Origin of the sequence: Streptococcus mitis (assembly GCF_003942865.1) — a bacterium.
Taxonomy (GTDB): domain Bacteria; phylum Bacillota; class Bacilli; order Lactobacillales; family Streptococcaceae; genus Streptococcus; species Streptococcus mitis_BI.
Map to the genome: position 1 here is coordinate 165,387 of NZ_RJNZ01000001.1, position 22,167 is coordinate 187,553.

Consider the following 22,167-nt stretch of genomic DNA (forward strand, 5'->3'; position numbering starts at 1 on the left):
CCTGAGCCTGCAGTGAGTGTAATCTATCTTGAAATTTCAAATAAAAAAGGAGCATTTAAGCCCCTCCTTTGAAATAACGGACACTTGGCTGGTCGGTGTACCCAGCATCTCAGATACCTTATTCAAGGTGCGGCAGGAACCTTTCTGCCCTCAAATGTCTTTCGTTAATGTTATTCTAGCACTATCTACTTTTTTTGTCAAGCTTTCTCAATCTACCAGACTTAATACGACTTTGTAACTTGAAATCTTGTAAACGATACATGGTCGGAACATAAAAGAAATCACCACTTTTATGTAACTTAATCGCAACAAGAACATTATCATCAAATCTTTTAACATATTCAAAACTGGCGTCTTTCTCTCGTGGATTGATGCCAACGAAATCTGGATTACTTAGTATAAGTTCCAGGTCTTCAATATGATGAATCACATCATTATGATGCCGTTTCAACATATGACTTCTTAAACCTTCTTTGTTAACTTTGATATCACTAGCTTCAAGAACAATATTAAAAATTTCTTTTACTTCGTCAGTCACCTGACCGATCTTTTTATGTTCCATCATTTCCTCCGTTATTCCACAATTATTATATCACAATCATAGTGTATATTAGGCTATATCACGCTCTATTATTCGTTAGATACTCAATTTTAACTTTTCCCTTTTCCCAAAAATAATAGTATAATAGAGGTAGAATTTAGAATCGAGGTGCACCTATGGCTGTAAAATTTACAAAAACTGATGACTTGGACAAGATGTTTGAAGAGTTTGCGAAACTCCCTGATTTGAAACAAGTCACTTTCCCTGATGACAAAGAGAAAAAAGCCGAAGCAGAAAAGAAAAACTAGATGACTGCTTTCCAACAACTCCCTTCTAGTTTACTTCAGACTGGGGCTATTTTTCTCTCTATAATCATTGAAGCCCTACCCTTCGTTCTGATAGGAAGTATTGTTTCAGGGCTGATTGAGGTTTATATCACACCTGATAAGGTTTATCATTTTCTCCCTCGAAATCGTTGGGGGAGAATCTTTTTTGGAACCTTTATCGGGATGCTTTTCCCTTCTTGTGAATGTGGAATCGTCCCCATTATCAATCGTTTTCTGGAAAAAAAGGTTCCCAGTTACACAGCCGTTCCCTTTCTTGTGACAGCCCCTGTTATCAATCCCATTGTTCTATTTGCGACCTATTCTGCCTTTGGCAACTCCTTCCATGTCGCCCTGTTACGAGCTCTGGGTTCCATTCTTGTAGCTGTGATACTTGGAATTTTTCTGGGATTTTTCTGGCGAGAACCGATTCAAAAAGAAAATCGTTTGGCCTGTCATGAGCACGATTTTTCTCATTTGAGTCCTGCAAAAAAAGTTTTTCAGGTCTTTGTGCAAGCCATTGATGAGTTTTTTGATACGGGACGTTATTTGGTATTTGGCTGTCTCTTTGCCTCTGTTATACAGGTTTATATTCCGACTCGGATTCTAACCTCTATCAGTGCTACTCCTCTTTTTGCCATCCTACTCTTGATGCTTTTAGCCTTTCTTCTTTCTCTCTGTAGTGAGGCCGATGCCTTTATCGGAGCTTCTCTTCTCTCGAGTTTCGGCTTAGCACCAGTTCTGGCCTTTCTGGTGATTGGCCCAATACTGGATATCAAAAATATTCTCATGATGAAAAATTACTTGAAAGTACGATTTATCAGTCACTTCATTACGATTGTGACACTCGTTGTCTTAGTGTATTCTCTCTTGATTGGAGTCATCCTATGATTCGATTTTTAGTTTTAGCTGGCTATTTTGAACTGACCATTTATCTCCATCTGTCGGGCAAGTTAAACCAGTACATCAACATGCACTATTCCTATCTGGCCTATATCTCCATGGTGCTTTCCTTTATCTTGGCTATTGTTCAATTGTATATCTGGATGAAGCAAGTCAAAACCCACACTCATCTGAACAGCCGATTGGCGAAGGTGGCGAGTATTGCTCTTATGGCTATTCCTATTGTCGTCGGCTTAACTTTTCCAACTGTTAGCTTGGATTCTCAGACCGTTTCTGCCAAAGGATATCATTTCCCTTTATCAGAAGGCACGGATCAAGCCATTCAAACAAGTGAAGGGACGACAAGCCAATATTTGAAACCAGATACCAGTTCTTATTTTTCAAAATTAGCCTATGAAAAGGAAATGCGAACTGCGGCGGATAAATACTTATCCCAAGATAGTATTCAGATCACTAATGAAAACTATATGGAAGTCATGGAGGCTATCTACGACTATCCAGATGAGTTTGAGGGTAAGACAGTCCAGTTCACAGGCTTTGTCTATAACGACCCCAGTCATGCTGATAGTCAATTTCTGTTCCGCTTCGGCATTATCCACTGTATCGCAGATTCCGGTGTCTATGGATTGCTGACCAAGGGAAATACCCGTCAGTATGAGAACAACACCTGGATAACAGCCAAAGGAAAACTGGTCAATCACTACCATAAAGAACTCAAACAAAATCTCCCAACCTTGGAAATCGATAGCTTTACCAAAGTCGATAAACCAGAGAATCCCTATGTGTATCGAGTGTTTTAAATAAACAAGATAAAAACGAACAAGTTCTCTTCTGAATGACAGAAAAAGAGCCTGTTCGTTTTTTATTAAATAGTCTATAGTAAGATGTCATTTTTGATGTTTTATAACTTTCTTATGTTGTATAAAAATCTATTGACAAATCGCTATCAGACTCGTATTTTTTCCAAGCTAAGCTGAATCCATAATAATCTTCAAATTCAGGGTGCCAGTCATAATAAAGTGGAATACGACTATATTTTCTTGCAACAACTTCGTCTTCAAATTCTGGAGATTCCCCAGCAGTAATACCAAATTGAAGGCCATTTAGTTCCCAGCTATTGCCCCAAACGTTTTCATCTGAGAGAACATCGATCCATCTCGAGGCATCAATATCAAAATCTGCACATAATTCCAGTTCATAGAATCTTCTGCAGTTAATCTCTGAAGGTTTTATATAAAGGGCGCTATCAACTTGGTATTTTTTATCTTTGACTTGAATCTGTGTGATTTTCATTGGAATCGGAACTCCATTTAATTCTAACCAGAAATAGCCTAAGGGAGTTTTGATAACGTAATATGTTTGCTGAGGCGCTGGTTTAGAGTTTTTAGAGCAAGCATCAAAAATTCTTCCAAGCTAAATTAAATTTCTACAAACGTTTTTCGAAGTGATTGGGTCGAAATATGAATACCTACGAATGACACGTTTTAACTTTTGAACAGGAAAAGTAATATCCCTTGGTAGGGCATGATACTTCTGCACAACTAATGCAGTTTTTTCAGTATTTTCCTTCCCTACTGGGACAATAACAGCGTGCCCAATATGGATATTTGGGTCATCGCAGATATAAGTATAGCCATTTCCTCCCTCCTGAAACTCAACAACAACGATATTTAACTCTTGATCCGGATCAAAGAGAGGCTCGACCTTTTCAACTTCTTGGCGTTCATAAAAAGTAAAGCGATCTCCATCTCCGTCTTCGCCAAAAACCATGAAACTACCGCATTTAGGACACTTCCACATATAAAATGAAGCCTCTGAAATGTCTTCATAAGAAATTGAATCATTACCATCTTTTTTATTCATGATTTCTACTAACAACTCATCCGAGTAAACTGAATAAGCATTTGAATCGGGCGACCTATGGTCGTTCATCGCTTGCCCGCATTTACATGTCCATTTACCCATAAACAACCTCAGTCATGCCCTAATTCTTCAAGAAAAAATTGATTTAGAGCTTTCCAGTCTTTCTTCACCTCGGTAACACTTTGAACGTATGCATCCAGCTCTTTGATGTTTTTGATGATGTAGTGCTGGATTGGCATTATCGGATCAATTTCCATACCTTCAGGCCCATTTATCTTAATGTCTAGCAAGCTTGAAACATGCTCCTGCATTTGAGACGGAAGTAATTCTTTGACCAAATCATCAAACAAAATCGGTGGAACAGAATGGTATTTTTCAATCCAGCGACAAGCCAAAATAGGACGCAGCGCATAGAAATACTTTTTAGGTTTGACCTTATCTCCTGAAAGATACTTATTCATTTGAGTTCTTGCAGTGTTCAAGTAATGGTACGGCATTTTTTTCTCAGAAAAATACTGGGTTGCAAGAGGACATATTCGTTCAATAAAATCCGTCTGTTGATAAATAATTGGAGACTGTAACCATTCAAATAGTGTAGGATTAGACTTATAAAAAAGTTTTAAAGTCTTGTCTAAATCCCAGCCACTCACATCCCAAGTATCGTCAATTGGTAGTTCGATAACATCGCGCTGTTTATTCAAACGGAGATAAAAATCTTGCTTGTGTTTGTAGATAAATCGTACATCAAAGTCACTATCGGGAGACTCAAAGCCCCATGCACGACTACCAGACTCAATAGCCCACAAAACTGTGACATCGAAATCACGCTCAATTTCTGCTAATTTTTCGGGTACCAGAACATTCATTTCTTCTTGCGTTTGCATAATAAAGCCTCGTCTATAATTTGAACATAAACAGTTACTAAAATAGGAAACTAGGAGGACTGAAAGTGCTTTGTATCAAACTATCAAAACTACTACCAAAATAACTAATCCATCTAGTAGCTTTTTCAGACATTTTCTATACCTGAGACCTTTAAATGACAGAATCTCCATCATTCCAATTCCGAGCAATTTCTTCATCTTTATGGAGTTGGTCTACCAGTTCTTCAACAGAGTCAAATTTGACCATTTCACGGACACGGTCTAGCCAGTAGACAATGACTGTCTCACCGTAAATGTCATCTGAAAAATCAAAAATATTGACTTCAAAACGTGGCTCTTCTCCATCGAAAGTAACATTTTTCCCGACACTCGCCATTCCACGATATCTTTTACGCTGCACTTCGACATCGACTACGTAAACACCATCAGCTGGCATATAGGTTCGATCTCTTAAAACTAAGTTTGCTGTTGGGTAACCGATAGTCCGTCCACGAGCATTGCCATGAACAACCATTCCACGTGACGGTAGAGGAGTGCCAAGTAAATGACCAGCTTCTCTGACATCTCCATCAAGAATAGCTTGACGAATACGAGTAGAACTAATTTTCCCCTTTTCATCTTCAACAGGAGGAACAATGATGATTTCTCCATCAAAATAATCCTTCAAATCATCCGCAGTTTTCTTATCAGAACCAAAGGTGTAATCAAATCCTGCTACGATAATCGCTGGTTTTAATGCTCTAACATAGGTATCAAAGAACTCTTGACCCGTTAAACTAGCAAATTTACTACTAAAGTCAAGTAAGAAAAGAGCCTCTACTCCATGCCATTTCATCTTATGTTCTCGTTCTTCATGGCTGACAATATGAAGCATTAATTCTGGGTTGTAAGGTTGCAAAGCAAGCTTAGGGGACTCTGTAAAGGTCATCACGACAACTGGTATATAATCTTTCATAGAAGCCTTACTAGCTACTTCAAAAAGCTTCTGATGTCCCTTATGAATACCGTCAAAATAGCCTAATACAAGAACTGTCTTATCAGGTACTGCGATGTCTTTTGCGTTTTTTATAGGTACTGTTGTAATCATGAAACTATTATATCATAGAGAAAGCCTTTTCGCTAAAAGGAAAGCCCAAATGTCGTTTTTTGCCCCTGAACTGACCTTAAAAAATTATTCAAGATGTTAGTTTTAAAAAATAGCATCCCCTAAGAGATGCTATCGTTTGGTAACTAGTCTACTGTTTCTTCCAAATCTTTTAACTTCACCGAAACAATTTTTGAGACACCTGATTCTTGCATAGTCACTCCATAGATAGAATCAGCCGCTGCCATGGTTCCCTTACGGTGTGTCACAACGATAAACTGGCTGTCCTTGTCAAATCGATTGAGGTAATCCCCAAAACGCTTAACATTAGCTTCATCCAGCGCAGCCTCTACCTCATCCAAGATAACAAATGGAATAGTCTTGACACGGATAATGGAGAAGAGCAAAGCAAGAGCCGACAGGGCTTTTTCACCACCACTCATAAGGTTGAGAGACTGGATTTTCTTGCCTGGTGGTTGAACAGAAATCTCAACCCCAGCTGTCAGTAGGTCTCCCTCAGTTAAAATGAGATCCGCCTGACCTCCACCAAACATCTGCTTGAATGTCACTTTAAAGGACTCACGAATGGCTTCAAAGGTTGATTTAAATCGTTCCTTGACCTCATCATTCATCTCTGTGATAGTCTCAAGGAGCAGATTTTTCGCTGACAAAATATCATCTCGCTGACTATTTAGAAAGTCCAGACGGTTGTGAACTTCTTCATACTGGTCAATAGCTTCCAAGTTGACAGGACCCAGTGTGCGAATAGCCTTCTCTAAATCCTTAACTTCTTGCTCTGCCAGATTGAGATTTTCCAACTCATGAGACTTTTCTAAAGCTTCAGTATAGCTAATCTGGTACTGGTCTGTTAATTGACTTTGTAAATGGCGTAAGCGCTCGCTAACCTTTTCTTTCTTAGCTTCAGCACGTGTTTGCTTGCGAATCCACTCTTCATTCTGCTGGCGGGCCTGGTCCAAATGACTGGAAATGTCATCCAGCTGACCCTCAATATCATCCAACTCAAACTGCTTGCGAATCAAACCTTGTTGGAGGTTCATTTTCTGAGTTTTGGCCTCTTCCGCCTGTTGACCGAGCAATTCTGTATCAACCTTCTCCAGATTATCAACCTTTTCTTGAAGAAGGCGCTGGATTTCCTCTTGCTCGATATTCAGATTATCCAATTCCTTGCCTAAACGTTCAATATCCGCAACTTCATAACGTTTTTGTCCTTGCAGTTCTGTCTTAAGCAGGCGAGCTTGCGCTACCTCTTCCTGCAAGTTTTGATAGCGTTCTTGGATGGCATTTTTATTAGACTTAATCTCTTCAATCTCAGCTTCCAGATTTTGCTTGTCACTGGCGATAGTAGCAAGGCGATCTTGGCATTTTTCCTTATCTGCTTGCCAATCACCCTCAGTAAGACGATTTAATTCCTCTTCTTGAAGTTTCCAAAGAGTTTCCAGTTCCTCAACTTGCTGACTGGTCTGCTGATAAGCGAGGGACAAGCCTTGCTCCTGAATACGAGCCTGCTCTCCTTGAGATTTGATTTCTTCTAATCTTTCTGTCAATCTAGTCATCTCATCTTGCAAGATCTTCAAAGATGCTTCTTCTGAACGAAGACTTGCTTCTTCTTCAGCAATTTCTTTTTGCAATTGCTCCAGTTCTGGCTTGATGAAAATACTGTTATTTTGGCGATTGGCACCACCCGCATAGGAACCACCTGTACGCAACTCTGTCCCATCAAGGGTTACCATACGAACTTGATAACGAACCTGACGAGCAGCTGCACGCGCATGTTCTACTGTATCAAAGATAGCCGTCGTAGCTAGCAAGTTCTTGAAAATAGCTTCCAACCTATTATCGAAAGTAACCAGCTCATCTGCCATGCCCAGAAATCCTGGGCTTGCAGCGATAGCATCTTGATTCTGGCTAGAAATCGTACGCGCCTTGATCGTTGTCAATGGAAGGAAGGTTGCACGACCGGCTCTGTTTCGTTTAAGGAAATCAATCGCCTTGGTTGCCGACTCTTCATCTTCTACGATGATATGCTGGCTGCTGGCTCCAAGCGCAATCTCTAGAGCAGTTTGATAATGCACATCAAAAGTCAGGTGCTCACTGACTGCACCAATAATTCCGCCAAGATGGTCTTTTTCTTGGAGAACACTCTTGACACCTGCATAAAAGTTACTGTGATTTCTAAGGATATTTTCCAAACTTTGAGCTTTGGCCTGCTTGTTTTTAAGACTGTCCAGACGGTCAAAGAGTTGACTTTGTTGAGCTTGATAGGAAGTTTTCTGTTCCTCTTGCTCCTTGGCACAGACTTGATAGTCAGCCAATAATTTCTGAACATGCTCCTTGGCAGTTTCAAGCTCATTCCTTTGCTGACTTGCCTTTTCTTTAGCTGTAGCCAGCTGTTCTTTCAGCTTTTCTAGTTGATCTGCTTGTTTTTGAGAAAGCTGACGGCTATTTTCCAACTCATTCTCGATGCGGGTCAGTTGGTTTGAGACATCGGCTTCTTCCTGTAAAAGCGCCACAAAGCGTTCACGCAAAAGCTCAATCATCTGATCAGGATCATCTGAAAAAGCTAGCAATTCAGCTTCTAAACGATTGAGTTTTTGATTATTTTGGACTAGATTTTCCTCTAAAAGTGCTAAAGAGCTTTCTTTATCAGATTTTTCTTTGCTGAGTGAGCTTCTCTTATCCTCCAAAGCAGCCAAACGGGCTTGTGCTTCCTGTTGATTGATGGCTACTTGCTCAGATTCCAGTTTCGATAGGGCTAATTTTCTCTCTAAATCACTAATCAGACTAGTCAAATCCATCAAACTACCCTGGTCTTTAGCCATTTCAGCCTGCAAATCTTGGCGTTGCTTTTTTAGAGTTTGATTTTCTTCTTCTAATTTTTCACGCTTTTGGTAATAGCTTGTCAAGAGTTCCTGAACTTGTGCCAACTCTTCTTCTGTCGACTCTAGTTCAGCCTTATTTTCCTTGATTTGAGCAACCAGCACGTCTAAATAAATAGCCTTGCGTTGACCTTCCAAGTCTAAAAACTTACGGGCATTCTCAACTTGCTTCTCAAGAGGCTTGATTTGATTGTCCAACTCATAGATAATATCCTCTAAGCGGTCTAGATTAGCCTGAGTTTGCTGCAGTTTACTCTCAGTTTCTTTTCGACGAGTCTTGTATTTCAAAACTCCAGCAGCTTCTTCAAAAATAGCTCGGCGTTCTTCAGGCTTGGAGTTGAAAATCTCCTCAACCTTCCCTTGGGAAATAATAGAGAAGGAATCTCGTCCCAAACCTGTATCCAAGAAAAGATCATGAATATCACGCAGACGGACTTTCTTTCCGTCAATCTTGTATTCGCTATCTCCACTACGATAGATATGACGTTCCACCCTGATTTCTTGACCTGCATCCTTGATAAATCCGTCATGATTATCCAAAGTCACAACTACAGAAGCATAATTGAGCGGTTTGCGACTTTCTGTTCCAGCAAAGATAACATCCGGCATCTTGCCACCACGGAGACTCTTGACACTAGACTCCCCCAAAGCCCAACGCAGACTTTCTGTAATATTGGACTTTCCAGATCCATTGGGTCCAACGACTGCCGTCACACCTTGGTCAAAGACGACCTTAGTCTTATCAGCAAAAGACTTGAATCCCTGAATTTCGATTTCCTTTAAATACATGAATCCAGACCTTTCTCAACGGCATTTTTGGCAGCTTCTTGCTCTGCTAATTTCTTAGAACGACCTTGACCTTGACCAATGCTCTTACCTTCAACAAGAACTTCTACATCAAAAACCTTATCGTGGGCAGGCCCTGTTTCAGAAATCACCTGATAACGAATAGCCACATCGCCATTGACCTGAAGTAACTCTTGGAGATGGGTTTTGTAGTCTGTAATCATCTCAAATTCACCTGCTTCAACCTTAGGAATCATGACTTGATAGATAAATTCCTTGACCTTGGCCACATCCTTGTCCAAAAGGAGAGCACCAAGAAAGGCTTCGAAGGCATCACCAAGAATGGTGTCACGATTGCGTCCACCAGACTTCTCTTCCCCCTTACCCAGCTTGATAAACTGATCAAACTGGCAATCACGTGCAAAACCAGCCAAACTCTCCTCGCGGACAATCATGGCACGGAGTTTGGACAAGTCACCCTCAGGCTTTTTAGGATATTTTTTATACAGATATTCTGAAATCAATAACTGTAGAACAGCGTCTCCTAAAAATTCCAAGCGTTCATTGTGTGAAATTTTTAAGAGGCGGTGCTCATTGGCATAACTCGTATGAGTAAAGGCAGTCTCCAGTAAGTTTTTGTCTACAAATTCGATTGCAAAATGGTTTTTAAGTACAGTTTGTAATTCTTTCATACCAACCTCTTTCTAACTGATAACGGTCCTTTTTATTATATCAAAAAAAGCCTCCTGAGTCACTCTAAAATGGGACTGTAAAGCATTTGGGCATTCTTTAAAAGAGATTTTCAGTTTTATACTCAATGAAAATCAAAAAGCAAACTAGGAAGCTAGCCGCAGGCTGTACTTGAGTACGGTAAGGCGATGCTGACGTGGTTTGAATTTGATTTTCGAAGAGTATTAGGGGCAAATTTGAGGCAGGATAAATAAAAAGCCCTATTAAAGGCTTTTTAGGATGTTTACATCCACCCTGAGGGAATCGAACCCCCATCTCAAGAACCGGAATCTTACGTGATATCCATTACACTAAGGGTGGAAACTTGTTTTATTATAACAGAAATTTGCTCTAATAACAAGTTTTTTTCTAGATAGATAGCTCGTCTTAGTGGGAAGCATCCCCATTCCAGATTGAGTTTTTCACGATCACATAATCAACGTGTTTAAGGTCAGCAACCTGACGTCCACCTGCATAAGAAATAGCACTTTGAAGGTCTTGTTCCATCTCAGTTAAAGTGTCTTGTAGATGGCCTTTTGCAGGAAGTAAGATGCGTTTTCCTTCCACGTTCTTATAAGCTCCTTTTTGGTATTGGGAAGCTGAACCATAGTATTCTTTGAATTGTTCACCATCAACTTCAATTGTTTTCCCTGGACTTTCGATGTGTCCTGCAAAGAGGGAACCAATCATGACCATGCTAGCACCGAAGCGGATAGACTTGGCAATATCGCCATGAGTACGAATTCCTCCATCAGTAATAATCGGTTTACGTGCAGCCTTGGCACACCAACGTAGAGCAGCCAACTGCCAGCCCCCTGTACCAAAACCAGTCTTGACCTTGGTGATACAAACCTTACCCGGACCGATTCCGACCTTAGTAGCATCCGCACCAGCATTTTCCAATTCACGCACAGCTTCTGGTGTTCCCACATTTCCAGCAATGACAAAGGTATCTGGCAATTCTTTCTTGATGTGTTGAATCATTGAAATCACGCTATCCGCATGACCATGGGCAATATCAATCGTGATGTACTCAGGAGCATCAGCCTTGAGCTGGCTAACAAAATCATACTCATAATCCTTAACACCAACAGAGATAGAAGCAATAAGCCCTTGCTCATGCATGCGCTTAATAAAAGGAATACGTCCTGTCTCATCAAAACGATGCATAATGTAGAAATAACCACCTTTAGCCAGTTGCTCTGCTACATTTTCATCTAAAATAGTCTGCATATTAGCTGGCACAACAGGTAGTTTAAAGGTGTGATTTCCTAAAGTGACACTTGTATCCGCTTCTGCACGGCTTTTAATGACACATTTATTTGGAATCAATTGAATATCTTCGTAATCAAAAATTGGAAATTCATTTAACATATCGATGTCTCGTTTCTTTTGTAATGACCTACCTATGCTCTCGCATCACCACGCCTTTTCCGACGTTTCCTTAATTCATTATAAACTAAAGTACAGTTTTTGTCAAATTATTTTATAAACCGAAATATAATGTTCGGATTTTATTGTATAAATAACAAAATAAAGTTCCTAAGGAATCGTTAGGTCTCATTGAATAAAATCTAAAGCAGATTCAAGATTTTTTTCAAACCTCCCTTAAAACAATGCTCAAGAATAAAGAAAAAATCTTTTAACGATCTTCATTTAGCGTAGTCTAATACAAATTAAAAAAATTTAACAATATCATTAAGTATCTCAAAAGCTTTAAATTTAGTTTGAAAAACTTTGATAACTATGAGAAAAGTATTTTCAATGCTCTCAACATAAAAAAGAAAGGACTAAATTTGGTCCTTTCTAGATGTTAGTTTTTCTTCAATCCACTGTAATCGACAACGGGACTGGTTATCTTCAGTCTGAAGAAAACAACTATTCTATCCTTTTTACTTGCGTTTCTTCTTCGCTTTTTTCATTTTGTTAGCCATGCGTTTCATAGACTGTTTCATGGCAAATTCACCGATTTTACCTTTGAGTCCACCACCAAACATCTGACTCATATCTGGCATTCCTGCTCCTCCGAGAGCTGACAGGTCAGGCATACCGCCTTGTCCCATCATTCCTTCAAGGGCAGACATATCCATTCCTCCCATATTTGGCATATTCTTAGGAAGGTTGTTTGGATTGATTCCCATCTGCTTCATCATCTTGTTCATATCCCCAGACATGACACCCTGCATGAGCTGTTTGGCCTGATTAAAGTCTTTGATGAATTTATTGACTTCAACAAAGGTATTTCCAGAACCTGCAGCAATACGACGGCGACGGCTTGGATTTAACAAATCTGGATTTTCACGCTCTTCAGGCGTCATAGAAGACACAATGGCACGTTTGCGCGCAATCTGGCGCTCATCCACCTTCATGTTTTGAAGGGCTGGATTATTGGCCATACCTGGAATCATCTTGAGCAAGTCTTCCATTGGCCCCATGTTTTGCACCTGATCCAATTGATCGATGAAATCATTGAAATCAAAGGTGTTCTCACGCATCTTCTCAGCCATTTCAAGGGCTTTTTGCTCATCGTATTCCTGAGAAGCTTTCTCAATCAGAGTGAGCATATCCCCCATGCCAAGGATACGGCTAGACATACGGTCTGGGTGGAAGGTTTCGATGTCCGTAATCTTTTCACCTGTACCAGTGAACTTGATTGGTTTTCCAGTAATGTGACGAACAGACAGAGCCGCACCACCACGAGTATCGCCGTCAATCTTAGTAAGGATAACCCCAGTCACTTCCAACTGAGCATTAAACTCACGCGCAACATTGGCCGCTTCTTGACCAATCATGGCATCAACGACGAGCAAAATTTCATTTGGTTGAGCTAGTGCTTTCACGTCACGAAGCTCATTCATCAGAATCTCATCAATCTGCAAACGACCTGCCGTATCAATCAAGACATAGTCATTATGATTAGCTTGGGCTTGTTCCAAACCTTGACGTACAATCTCAACAGCCGAAACTTCTGTCCCAAGTGCGAAGACAGGAACATCAATCTGTTGTCCCAAAGTCTTAAGCTGATCAATGGCAGCTGGACGATAGATATCCGCCGCAATCATCAAAGGACGAGCATTTTCTTCTTTCTTGAGTTTATTAGCCAACTTACCTGCAAAGGTTGTTTTACCAGCCCCCTGCAAACCGACCATCATGATGATTGTAGGAATCTTAGGTGACTTGATAATCTCAGCCGTATCAGAACCCAAAACAGCCGTCAATTCCTCATCAACGATTTTAATAATTTGTTGCGCATGATTAAGGGTATCAATGACCTCATGCCCGACTGCACGCTCACGAACTTTCTTGATAAAGTCCTTTACAACAGGCAAGGCAACGTCGGCCTCAAGCAAGGCCAAGCGAATTTCTTTGGTTGCCTCTTGGACATCAGATTCAGAGATTTTTCCTTTTTTACGTAGATTTTTAAAGACGTTCTGCAAACGTTCTGTTAAACTTTCAAATGCCATTTTTCTTCCTCTTATTCTCTATTATCAATGCTTGTTAAAACTTCTATCTGCTCCTGCAGAAAGTTATCCTTGGGATAGCGCTCCAAAATCTGGTCAAAAATCTGACTGCGGACAATGTAGTCCGAGTACATGTGCAATTTCATCTCATAATCTTCCAGAATCTTTTCTGTCCGCTTGATATTATCATAAACAGCCTGACGACTGACACCAAACTCCTCGGCAATCTCAGCAAGACTATAATCATCAGCGTAGTAGAGCTCTATGTAGTTCATTTGCTTGTCTGTCAAAAGCGCCGCATAAAATTCAAAGAGCGCATTCATACGATTGGTTTTTTCAATTTCCATAACTTTTATTATACCAAAAAATCTATTATATCGCTATAGCAGAAAGGCTCCTAACACAGTTCGAGTACAAAAAAAGAATCTTGCAAAGCAAGATTCTTTTAGTGTCTGACTTAAATAATTGTTCTTCTGGGAACTAAATCGAATTAAGCTTCGATTTCTGTAACCATACCTGAACCAACAGTACGTCCACCCTCACGGATAGAGAATGTAGTACCTTGTTCTACGGCGATTGGGTGGATCAACTCAACGTCGATTGTCACGTTATCACCAGGCATTACCATTTCAGTACCTGCTGGAAGTTCGATTGAACCTGTAACGTCAGTAGTACGGAAGTAGAATTGTGGACGGTAGTTGTTGAAGAATGGAGTGTGACGTCCACCTTCTTCTTTAGTAAGGATGTAAACCTCACCTTTGAATTTAGTGTGTGGGTTGATTGAACCTGGTTTAGCGATAACTTGTCCACGTTCGATTTCATCACGTTGAACACCACGAAGAAGGACACCTACGTTATCTCCGGCAAGACCTTCGTCAAGTTGTTTACGGAACATTTCAACACCAGTAACAACTGCTTTTTGAGTTTCTTCTTTGATACCAACGATTTCGATTTCGTCGTTGACTTTAACGATACCACGGTCGATACGTCCTGAAGCAACTGTACCACGTCCAGTGATTGAGAATACGTCTTCGACTGGAAGAAGCAATGGTTTGTCAGTGTCACGTTCTGGTTCTGGGATGTACTCATCAACTGTGTTCATCAATTCCATAACGATGTCTTCGTATTTAGTGTCACCTTCAAGGGCTTTGAGAGCTGAACCTTGGATAACTGGAAGATCGTCACCTGGGAAGTCGTATTCTGACAATAGGTCACGGATTTCCATTTCAACCAATTCAAGCAATTCTTCGTCGTCAACCAAGTCAACTTTGTTCATGAAGACGATAAGGTGTTTAACACCAACCTGACGTGAAAGAAGGATGTGCTCACGAGTTTGTGGCATTGGTCCGTCAGTTGAAGCTACTACAAGGATAGCTCCGTCCATTTGAGCGGCACCAGTGATCATGTTTTTAACGTAGTCCGCGTGTCCTGGAGCGTCGATGTGAGCGTAGTGACGTTTTTCAGTTTCGTACTCAACGTGCGCAGTGTTGATTGTGATACCGCGTTCGCGTTCTTCTGGAGCAGCATCGATAGACGCATAGTCTTTAGGTTGGTTAACTGATGAAGGCAAGCGACGTGCCAAAACAGTTGTGATAGCTGCAGTTAGGGTAGTTTTACCGTGGTCAACGTGTCCGATAGTACCAATGTTAACGTGTGGTTTACTACGATCGTATTTTTCTTTTGCCATTTGAGTAAAAGCCTCCAATAAAATATATTTTATAGATAGACAGTAGGCAATACAGTCTAACTTTCCTTACTATTTTATCAAATTTCAGCTAAATTGCAAGTGTTTTACAAAGTTTTTGTGAATTATTCTTAATCTGCTAATCTAAACGACACTTCTACTCCTATCACTTAGCTAAACAAAAAGAAAAATCAGGAATTCCTGACTTTTACTTAGCTAATTCTCTTTCTCGTTCTTTCATTATTTTATGATTTTCATACAAACGTGATAAGAACTTAGAAATTTCTTTTAAGATAGAATAAGTTGGTACAGCGACAATCATACCAATGACACCATATATATTACTTGATAACAAAAGTAATACTAAAATCGTAATTGGATGAACCTTCATTACCCCACCAACGATTCGAGGGTAGAGGATATTTCCATCCACTTGTTGAATGATTAGCATGTAAACAACTGCAACCAGCATTCTATGGGGATCAGTAAAGACATTGGCGATAATCATCGGAATCAAACCAATACTTGGGCCTACATAAGGAATGAGATTGGCTAACCCTGAAAAGATGGCGAAGACCAAAGCGTATTTTAAACCAATCACGCTATATCCGATAAAGGCCAAACAACCAATAATAATCGCATCAATTGCGACTCCACTAATATAGCGAGCAATTGTTGCATTCAAATTCTTTAAAAGACCTGCAATATGCAACTTATCTCTCTTTAAAACAGTACGTTCAAGCATCGGCAAAAATTTGTTACCATCTAACAAAAAATAAACCAAAAACACAGGGGTCATGATAATAATCAAAACAGTACTAAAGAGAGCAGATAGAACACTTCCAACACTATTCGTAACGCTATTTAGGATATTTTGTAAAATATCTACATAGGATAGGTTTAACTGTTGAATAGTCGCTTGAATATCCAAATTTTGAAAGGCTGGATAAGTAGAGAAATCCACAATCAAATCTTGTAAACGACTGTAGATAGTCTGGCTAGTTGCAATCAAGCTGGTCAACTGATTAACCAAAATCGGTAAGAGATAGACTACCCCAATGACTAGCCCCCAAACCAAGGCACACAAAGTTAGTAGAATACCAATGATACGATTAATTTTGAAATACTTTTGTAAAAAACTAACAAAGGGATTTGTTAAATAATATAAAAAACTACCTAGAATAAAGGGAATCATTATAGTGTTTGCAACACTTACAAAAGGCGTTATAATCCCACCCATCTGTCTCCATAAATAAAAGATGATGGTTAATAATAAAATCTCACTGGTCCAAAAAAATAATTTATTCTTACGAAACATGGGGTACCTCCATTCATCTATTTTACCACACTTTCAAAAAAGCTTCTTTCTTCTATCATGAAACTGGGAATATTTTTTTCTTTATGTTAGAATAAACTTACTATGAAAAAAATAATTTTAACTCTACTAAGCTTATCCGTAATTGGATCGGCTTCTACTGTTGCCGCTCAAGATTTTAATATTGCCGCAAAACATGCCATTGCTGTTGAAGCAAATACTGGGAAAATACTTTATGAAAAAGATGCAACTCAGCCAGTCGAAATCGCTTCAATCACAAAATTAATTACTGTTTATCTTGTCTATGAAGCCTTGGAAAACGGCAGTATTACACTATCAACTCCGGTAGATATTTCTGATTATCCTTACAGATTAACGACAAATTCCGAAGCAAGTAATGTTCCTATGGAAGCTCGTAATTATACCGTCGAACAACTACTTGAAGCAACCCTAGTATCTAGTGCTAACAGTGCAGCTATTGCCCTAGCTGAGAAAATTGCTGGCTCAGAAAAAGATTTCGTCGATATGATGCGGGCAAAGCTCTTGGAATGGGGAATTCAGGATGCCACTGTTGTCAATACGACGGGTCTTAACAATGAGACTCTAGGTGATAACATTTACCCAGGCTCTAAAAAAGATGAGGAAAATAAGCTCAGTGCTTATGATGTTGCTATCGTTGCTCGCAATCTCATCAAAAAGTACCCACAAGTCTTGGAAATCACCAAAAAACCCTCTTCTACTTTTGCTGGAATGACAATCACTTCGACTAACTACATGTTAGAAGGCATGCCTGCTCATCGCGGTGGTTTTGACGGACTCAAGACAGGAACAACAGACAAAGCCGGTGAATCTTTTGTGGGTACTACTGTCGAAAAAGGGATGAGGGTTATCACAGTTGTTTTGAATGCAGACCATCAAGACAATAATCCTTACGCTCGTTTTACAGCTACATCTTCACTAATGGATTATATTTCTTCTACATTCACACTTCGCAAAATCGTTCAAAAAGGGGATGCTTACCAAGATAGCAAAACTCCTGTACAAGATGGAAAAGAAGATACGGTCACTGCCGTTGCCAAAGATGATATCTCTTTAATTGAACGTGTTGGAAGTCAATCTTCCCAATCTGTTCAATTCACACCTAATTCTAAAGCAATCCCAGCACCACTTGAAGCCGGAACAGTGGTTGGACATTTGACTTATGAAGACAAGGACTTGATTGGTCAAGGTTACATTACCACAGAACGTCCTAGTTTCGAAATGGTATCTGAAAAGAAAATAGAAAAAGCCTTCTTTTTGAAAGTTTGGTGGAATCAAATTATTAGATTTATAAACGATAAACTGTAATGTAGTAAACTGATCAAAGATAAAAAATAAATATGATGTTTAAAGAAAAAGAAAGGGAATCTGTATAATACAGAACTCCCTTCTTTTTTAATCTCAATTTATCGACATCAAAAATCCCCTAAATATTAGATTAACACTATCTAAAATCTAGGGGATTGATTATATAAATACTATTTTAAAATCTTGATTCTAGTTCATTTCTTTAAAGGCTGCTTCTGCATCTTCATTACTTATGACACCAAATTGAATCTTTCCAATCTTTCCTTGACTGTCAATTAGGTATTCTGTAGGAATGCTTCGAATTTGATAAGCTTGGAAAGTTGTTGCTTTAGTATCATAAAGTACTGGGATATCCTTATAACCTTGATCTTGGAACCATTGTGGGAATTGCTCAACAGTTTTTTCACCTTGAATGCCCGGTGCAATAACAGTAAGAATTTCAAAGTCACGATCTCCTTTTTCAGCTAATTTCATTAACTCAGGCATACTTTTTTTACATGGACCGCACCATGAAGCCCAAAACTTCAAGTAGACTTTTTTACCCTTAAAATCAGATAACTTAACTTCTTTGCCATCCATTGATTGCAAGGTAAAGTCTGGAGCCTCTTTTCCAACAGCAATTTGTTGTACAGTCGTTTGTTGCTGTTGTTTGGGAGATTGTTCTGGTTCTTTAGTCTGTTTAGTCTCTTTCTCACCACAGGCCATCAATACAAGTACTGACAAGAGGCTTAAGCCAGCAAACATTACTTTTTTCATTTGTTCTCCTTTATTCAAAAATTCCAGCTAGAACATTTACTTGTCCTAATAGTAACAAAATTCCCATTAAAATAATAAGGAAACCACCAATTTTCTTTAGTAGCATCATATGACGTTTGATTTTACTAAAATAAGGCATCACTACACCAGAAGCTAGAGCCAAAACCAAGAAAGGAATAGCCATCCCCATAGTGTAAACAAGAGTATAGATAGCTCCTTGCCAGGCACCATTGCCTCCAGAAGCCGCAAGTGCTAAAACAGAACTTAAAACTGGACCAATACAAGGCGTCCAACCAAAGCTGAAGGTAATACCAAGTAAAAAAGCTGACCAATAACGATTAGAATCTGATTTTTTAAAGGTAAAGCTTTTTTGAACCTCTAATTTCTTAAAATGAAAAATTTCCATCTGGTGTAAACCTAAAATGATAATAATCGTCCCCATGGTATAACGAAACCAATTCGCATAGAGAATATTACCAAGGTAACCAGCACCAAATCCTAAGATAAAGAAAATGAGAGAGATACCTGCAATAAAGCAAAGTGTTCGAATCAAACCTGACCAAGCGACTTTTCTTCCAAAAAGAGAGAAGCTTTTTGCACTTTCCTGATCATCCAATAAAATTCCAGCATAAACTGGTAACAGAGGAAAAATACAGGGGGAAAAAAAGGACAAGACGCCTGCTAAAAAAACGGAGATTGAAAATAATATCGTTTCCAATAAAGAACCAACTTTCTTAATAATTCATATCCTATTGTACTATAAATGTTAAAATTTGTATCAAGTTTGCTACGGTTAGCTGGTTTTACTATGATGTTAGATAAAAGAAAAAGATTGAAGAAAGTTGTCTAAGTCGACTTCTTCTCCAATCTGGTTTTGATTATTTTAATAAGTTCCTTCTTCACCTTGGCTGGTCAAGATAACAGGACCGTCTTTCGTAATCACGAATTGGTGTTCATATTGACAAGATAGTCCACCGTCAATGGTCTTATGCGCCCAACCAGTTTTCATATCTGTATCAATTTCCCAGTCACCTGTATTGATCATCGGTTCAATAGTCAAGACCATTCCTTCACGAAGACGGAGTCCACGACCTGCAATACCATAGTTGGGAACCATTGGCTCTTCGTGCATGGTTGGGCCAACACCATGACCAACCAAATCACGCACTACACCGTAACCACGACTTTCAGCGTATTCTTGAATAGCCGCACCGATATCACCGATACGATTTCCAACAACAGCTTGCTCAATCCCCTTATACATGGCTTCTTTAGTTACATCCATCAAGTTTTTCACTTCTTCGGACGGTGTACCGACAGCATAAGCCCAACATGAGTCTGCAAGACCACCAGAATAGCTCTGAGTGTATTTTTTCATTTGTTCAACATTGTTGAAATTTAATTTTGAGACATTCAGGTCAGATTTAGCAATAGGACCTCCCAAAACCATATCAACTTTGAGCAAATCACCATCTTTCAAGATATAGTGACGAGGGAAAGCATGAGCCACTTCATCATTAAGAGAGCAACAGGTAGCATAAGGATAGTCCATCATGGCACCGTCAACTCCAATCTGAAGCGGAAGGAAATTTTCTTCCTTACAACGACGACGAACATACTCTTCTACTTCCCACATATCTACGCCAGGCTTAATCAAATCACGTAAGCCGATATGAATACTTGCTAGAAAATCACCAGCCTTGTCCATAGCTTCGATTTCACGAGCTGATTTTAATGTTATCATTTTTTCTCCTAGTTTCTAATTAATTTTAACGGTTACATTTGCCTTTGAAACAATCTGATGACCATGATAAATATCGTAGTCAATAATAGCTGACCGTCTCGTATGATGGATAATGCGTGCTTGAATGCGCAATATATCATCTATCTGAACAGCCTGCAAAAAGTAGATTAGCATCTGCTCAATAATGAGATTTCGACCACTATTAACAACTAAATCTTGTGTCATATGAGTCAGTATCTCCGCCAATACACCATTAGCCAAAACACCATTTTTCTCTAGCATAAAGGGTTCCACTGTAATGACTACTTCATCATGGTGGTAAGAAAGTTTTTGACCAATTTGCTCAGAAAAAGTAGGTAGAGCAGAAACTTGGGAACGACTCATCTTCTCCATGACATCTCGTCGTGTCACAACTCCAAGCAAGGTTTGATTATTTCGAACAACCGGTACCATTTCAAAGTCTTCAGCAATCATACGTTGACTCACATTAGCAATATTTGTCGATAATCCAACTAAAAATAGACTACGAGACATGACCTTATCAATTGTAGTACTTGGTGACTTATCACCCGCATCTCTCATAGTAACAATCCCAACAACGACCTGATGTTGATTGATAACAGGAAAACGGCTGCTACGATTCTTACGTACCAAGTCCAAATAATCTTTAACTGTATCTGTCTCTCTCAGAAAACCATACTCATGACTCGGGCGATAAAGTTTCTCAACTGTCAGAATATCAGTCTTGATTTGGACATTTGACAAGGCTTTATTGATCATGGTCGCGACAGTGAAAGTATCATGCTTGCTTCTCAGAACAGGAATCCCTTTTTGATTAGCCAGTTTTAGCACATCATCATGGACCTGAAATCCACCTGTAACTAGAACTGCATTTTCATTTTCCAAGGCTAACAACTGAATACGGGTTCTGTCTCCGACAATCAAGAGTCCCCCATCATGAAGATAAGATAAGATATTTTGCTCAGTCATGGCACCGATTGAAAACTTACTAAATTCTCTCTCTAAACCTTCTTGCCCAGCCAGAATCTCAGAAGAAGTCACTTCTGCAATTTCTGCAAATGTTAATCTTTCGATAGCAACTTTCTGAGATTTAACACGGATAGTACCACTTCTTGGACGAGTCTCTACAATTCCACGATTTTCAGCTTCTTTAATGGCCCGATAAGCCGTTCCATCACTGACTCCCAGATGATTCGAAATACTACGAACACTGACCCTTTTACCAACGGGTAATTCTTCCAAATAGCTTAGAATTTCTTGGTGTTTACTCATTAATTTCTCCCTTTACAAAGCGAAACTCAAGATAATCACGCATTTTCTTTGTATAGCGATCACTTCCTTTAAACTGACGAATCAATCGAAATCCAGACTTGAGAGCAACCCGTTGGCTAGCTTCATTTTCAAGATGAGTAATGATAGATAATTGCTTTAAACCAAATTCCTCAAAAGAAAGTTGGCAAAGTTTTCTTACAACTTCTGTCATAAAACCTTGACACCATATATCTTTTCTCAAAAAATAACCAAGTTCTGCTTCTTTTTTAATTTCATCTAGCTTCTCAAACTTAATTGAACCAATCATTTTTTCAGTTTTCTTATCACAAATAGCCCATACACCTAAAGGAGCCTTCATAAAATAATTGGCCAGTGCATATTGACTATCTTCCAGACTAGCTTGACTTGGAAAAATGAATTGTAAATTTTCTGGATTTGAAGCTATATCATGGAAGTCCTTACTATCACTAAAAAAGAAAGGACGCAAATACAAGCGATCCGTTTCAAAAAAAGAAAACATTGCTAATTTGGTCCAAATATTCATAAACACCTCTACG

The 22,167-nt window shown here is 39.2% G+C and carries 19 protein-coding genes, 1 tRNA gene and 1 pseudogene; 4 read left to right on the forward strand and 17 right to left on the reverse strand.

Annotated elements, in window-relative coordinates:
- Positions 1–181: 181 nt before the first annotated feature.
- The gene (locus D8845_RS00815) at positions 182–562 is read right to left on the reverse strand and encodes a hypothetical protein (protein WP_125452287.1); all 381 of its coding nucleotides are present in this window, start codon (positions 560–562) and stop codon (positions 182–184) included.
- A 155-nt stretch (positions 563–717) separates the two neighbouring features.
- Here D8845_RS00815 and D8845_RS10380 point away from each other — a divergent pair, with 155 nt between their 5' ends.
- Genes D8845_RS10380 through D8845_RS00830 form a run of 3 tightly spaced genes read left to right on the forward strand, consistent with a single transcriptional unit; the run spans position 718 to position 2,567 of the window.
- Positions 718–849 (forward strand): SPJ_0845 family protein, encoded by a 132-nt coding sequence (locus tag D8845_RS10380; protein ID WP_125452121.1) that lies wholly within the window; start codon positions 718–720, stop codon positions 847–849.
- Positions 850–1,755 carry a permease gene (locus tag D8845_RS00825; RefSeq protein WP_125452123.1) on the forward strand — a complete coding sequence of 302 codons (906 nt, stop codon included), beginning with the start codon at positions 850–852 and terminating at the stop codon, positions 1,753–1,755.
- Positions 1,752–2,567, forward strand: coding sequence for a TIGR03943 family putative permease subunit (locus tag D8845_RS00830; RefSeq protein ID WP_125452125.1), 816 nt, complete (start codon positions 1,752–1,754; stop codon positions 2,565–2,567). The genes D8845_RS00825 and D8845_RS00830 overlap by 4 nt, the downstream gene beginning before the upstream one ends.
- A 112-nt stretch (positions 2,568–2,679) precedes the next feature.
- Here D8845_RS00830 and D8845_RS10385 read toward each other — a convergent pair.
- The 11 genes and pseudogenes from D8845_RS10385 to D8845_RS00895 form a co-directional block, all read right to left on the reverse strand.
- Positions 2,680–3,732: pseudogene (locus tag D8845_RS10385) on the reverse strand (hypothetical protein).
- An 8-nt stretch (positions 3,733–3,740) separates the two neighbouring features.
- Positions 3,741–4,514: a DNA polymerase beta superfamily protein gene (locus D8845_RS00845; protein WP_125452129.1), complete on the reverse strand. Its 774-nt coding sequence runs from the start codon at positions 4,512–4,514 to the stop codon at positions 3,741–3,743.
- Between the two features lie 151 nt (positions 4,515–4,665).
- Complete coding sequence (locus tag D8845_RS00850; RefSeq protein ID WP_125452131.1) at positions 4,666–5,601, reverse strand: bifunctional riboflavin kinase/FAD synthetase; 936 nt, start codon at positions 5,599–5,601, stop codon at positions 4,666–4,668.
- A 143-nt stretch (positions 5,602–5,744) separates the two neighbouring features.
- The gene (gene smc / locus D8845_RS00855) at positions 5,745–9,284 is read right to left on the reverse strand and encodes a chromosome segregation protein SMC (protein ID WP_125452133.1); all 3,540 of its coding nucleotides are present in this window, start codon (positions 9,282–9,284) and stop codon (positions 5,745–5,747) included.
- On the reverse strand, positions 9,275–9,973 hold the full coding sequence (rnc, locus tag D8845_RS00860; protein ID WP_125452135.1) for a ribonuclease III: 699 nt from the start codon (positions 9,971–9,973) through the stop codon (positions 9,275–9,277). The genes smc and rnc overlap by 10 nt, the downstream gene beginning before the upstream one ends.
- A 286-nt stretch (positions 9,974–10,259) precedes the next feature.
- Positions 10,260–10,331 (reverse strand) — tRNA-Arg (locus D8845_RS00870).
- Between the two features lie 66 nt (positions 10,332–10,397).
- The gene (locus D8845_RS00875; RefSeq protein ID WP_125452137.1) at positions 10,398–11,384 is read right to left on the reverse strand and encodes a GMP reductase; all 987 of its coding nucleotides are present in this window, start codon (positions 11,382–11,384) and stop codon (positions 10,398–10,400) included.
- Positions 11,385–11,902: 518 nt separating this feature from the next.
- Positions 11,903–13,474, reverse strand: a complete 1,572-nt coding sequence (gene ffh, locus D8845_RS00880) for a signal recognition particle protein (RefSeq protein WP_125452139.1) — start codon at positions 13,472–13,474, stop codon at positions 11,903–11,905.
- An 11-nt stretch (positions 13,475–13,485) separates the two neighbouring features.
- Complete coding sequence (locus D8845_RS00885; protein WP_049486921.1) at positions 13,486–13,818, reverse strand: putative DNA-binding protein; 333 nt, start codon at positions 13,816–13,818, stop codon at positions 13,486–13,488.
- 143 nt (positions 13,819–13,961) lie between these two features.
- Complete coding sequence (gene tuf / locus D8845_RS00890) at positions 13,962–15,158, reverse strand: elongation factor Tu (protein ID WP_001040726.1); 1,197 nt, start codon at positions 15,156–15,158, stop codon at positions 13,962–13,964.
- Positions 15,159–15,363: 205 nt separating this feature from the next.
- Positions 15,364–16,473: an AI-2E family transporter gene (locus D8845_RS00895; protein WP_125452141.1), complete on the reverse strand. Its 1,110-nt coding sequence runs from the start codon at positions 16,471–16,473 to the stop codon at positions 15,364–15,366.
- A 102-nt stretch (positions 16,474–16,575) separates the two neighbouring features.
- Between D8845_RS00895 and pbp3 the strand changes: the two genes are divergently transcribed.
- Positions 16,576–17,817, forward strand: coding sequence for a D-alanyl-D-alanine carboxypeptidase PBP3 (gene pbp3 / locus D8845_RS00900; protein WP_125452143.1), 1,242 nt, complete (start codon positions 16,576–16,578; stop codon positions 17,815–17,817).
- A gap of 189 nt (positions 17,818–18,006) precedes the next feature.
- Here pbp3 and sdbB read toward each other — a convergent pair whose 3' ends face one another.
- From sdbB to D8845_RS00925, 5 genes are all read right to left on the reverse strand, one after another.
- Positions 18,007–18,573 carry a thiol-disulfide oxidoreductase-associated lipoprotein SdbB gene (gene sdbB / locus D8845_RS00905; protein ID WP_125452145.1) on the reverse strand — a complete coding sequence of 189 codons (567 nt, stop codon included), beginning with the start codon at positions 18,571–18,573 and terminating at the stop codon, positions 18,007–18,009.
- 10 nt (positions 18,574–18,583) lie between these two features.
- Entirely contained in the window at positions 18,584–19,291 is a 708-nt protein-coding gene (gene ccdA2, locus D8845_RS00910; protein ID WP_124787932.1) for a thiol-disulfide oxidoreductase-associated membrane protein CcdA2, read from the reverse strand.
- Positions 19,292–19,456: 165 nt separating this feature from the next.
- On the reverse strand, positions 19,457–20,317 hold the full coding sequence (locus D8845_RS00915) for a methionyl aminopeptidase (RefSeq protein WP_000631543.1): 861 nt from the start codon (positions 20,315–20,317) through the stop codon (positions 19,457–19,459).
- A gap of 15 nt (positions 20,318–20,332) precedes the next feature.
- A complete protein-coding gene (gene spxR, locus D8845_RS00920; RefSeq protein WP_125452147.1) occupies positions 20,333–21,610 on the reverse strand; it encodes a CBS-HotDog domain-containing transcription factor SpxR in 1,278 nt (425 codons plus the stop codon).
- Positions 21,603–22,154, reverse strand: a complete 552-nt coding sequence (locus D8845_RS00925; RefSeq protein WP_125452149.1) for a GNAT family N-acetyltransferase — start codon at positions 22,152–22,154, stop codon at positions 21,603–21,605. Before D8845_RS00925 ends, spxR begins: the two co-directional genes overlap by 8 nt.
- Positions 22,155–22,167: the final 13 nt, after the last annotated feature.

Excerpts from the sequence above, each read along its gene's own strand:
- D8845_RS00815 (WP_125452287.1), bottom strand. The coding sequence starts at position 562 with ATGGAACATAAAAAGATCGGTCAGGTGACTGACGAAGTAAAAGAAATT.
- D8845_RS10380 (WP_125452121.1), top strand. The coding sequence starts at position 718 with ATGGCTGTAAAATTTACAAAAACTGATGACTTGGACAAGATGTTTGAA.
- D8845_RS00825 (WP_125452123.1), top strand. The coding sequence starts at position 850 with ATGACTGCTTTCCAACAACTCCCTTCTAGTTTACTTCAGACTGGGGCT.
- D8845_RS00830 (WP_125452125.1), top strand. The coding sequence starts at position 1,752 with ATGATTCGATTTTTAGTTTTAGCTGGCTATTTTGAACTGACCATTTAT.
- D8845_RS00845 (WP_125452129.1), bottom strand. The coding sequence starts at position 4,514 with ATGCAAACGCAAGAAGAAATGAATGTTCTGGTACCCGAAAAATTAGCA.
- D8845_RS00850 (WP_125452131.1), bottom strand. The coding sequence starts at position 5,601 with ATGATTACAACAGTACCTATAAAAAACGCAAAAGACATCGCAGTACCT.
- smc (WP_125452133.1), bottom strand. The coding sequence starts at position 9,284 with ATGTATTTAAAGGAAATCGAAATTCAGGGATTCAAGTCTTTTGCTGAT.
- rnc (WP_125452135.1), bottom strand. The coding sequence starts at position 9,973 with ATGAAAGAATTACAAACTGTACTTAAAAACCATTTTGCAATCGAATTT.
- D8845_RS00875 (WP_125452137.1), bottom strand. The coding sequence starts at position 11,384 with ATGTTAAATGAATTTCCAATTTTTGATTACGAAGATATTCAATTGATT.
- ffh (WP_125452139.1), bottom strand. The coding sequence starts at position 13,474 with ATGGCATTTGAAAGTTTAACAGAACGTTTGCAGAACGTCTTTAAAAAT.
- D8845_RS00885 (WP_049486921.1), bottom strand. The coding sequence starts at position 13,818 with ATGGAAATTGAAAAAACCAATCGTATGAATGCGCTCTTTGAATTTTAT.
- tuf (WP_001040726.1), bottom strand. The coding sequence starts at position 15,158 with ATGGCAAAAGAAAAATACGATCGTAGTAAACCACACGTTAACATTGGT.
- D8845_RS00895 (WP_125452141.1), bottom strand. The coding sequence starts at position 16,473 with ATGTTTCGTAAGAATAAATTATTTTTTTGGACCAGTGAGATTTTATTA.
- pbp3 (WP_125452143.1), top strand. The coding sequence starts at position 16,576 with ATGAAAAAAATAATTTTAACTCTACTAAGCTTATCCGTAATTGGATCG.
- sdbB (WP_125452145.1), bottom strand. The coding sequence starts at position 18,573 with ATGAAAAAAGTAATGTTTGCTGGCTTAAGCCTCTTGTCAGTACTTGTA.
- D8845_RS00915 (WP_000631543.1), bottom strand. The coding sequence starts at position 20,317 with ATGATAACATTAAAATCAGCTCGTGAAATCGAAGCTATGGACAAGGCT.
- spxR (WP_125452147.1), bottom strand. The coding sequence starts at position 21,610 with ATGAGTAAACACCAAGAAATTCTAAGCTATTTGGAAGAATTACCCGTT.
- D8845_RS00925 (WP_125452149.1), bottom strand. The coding sequence starts at position 22,154 with ATGAATATTTGGACCAAATTAGCAATGTTTTCTTTTTTTGAAACGGAT.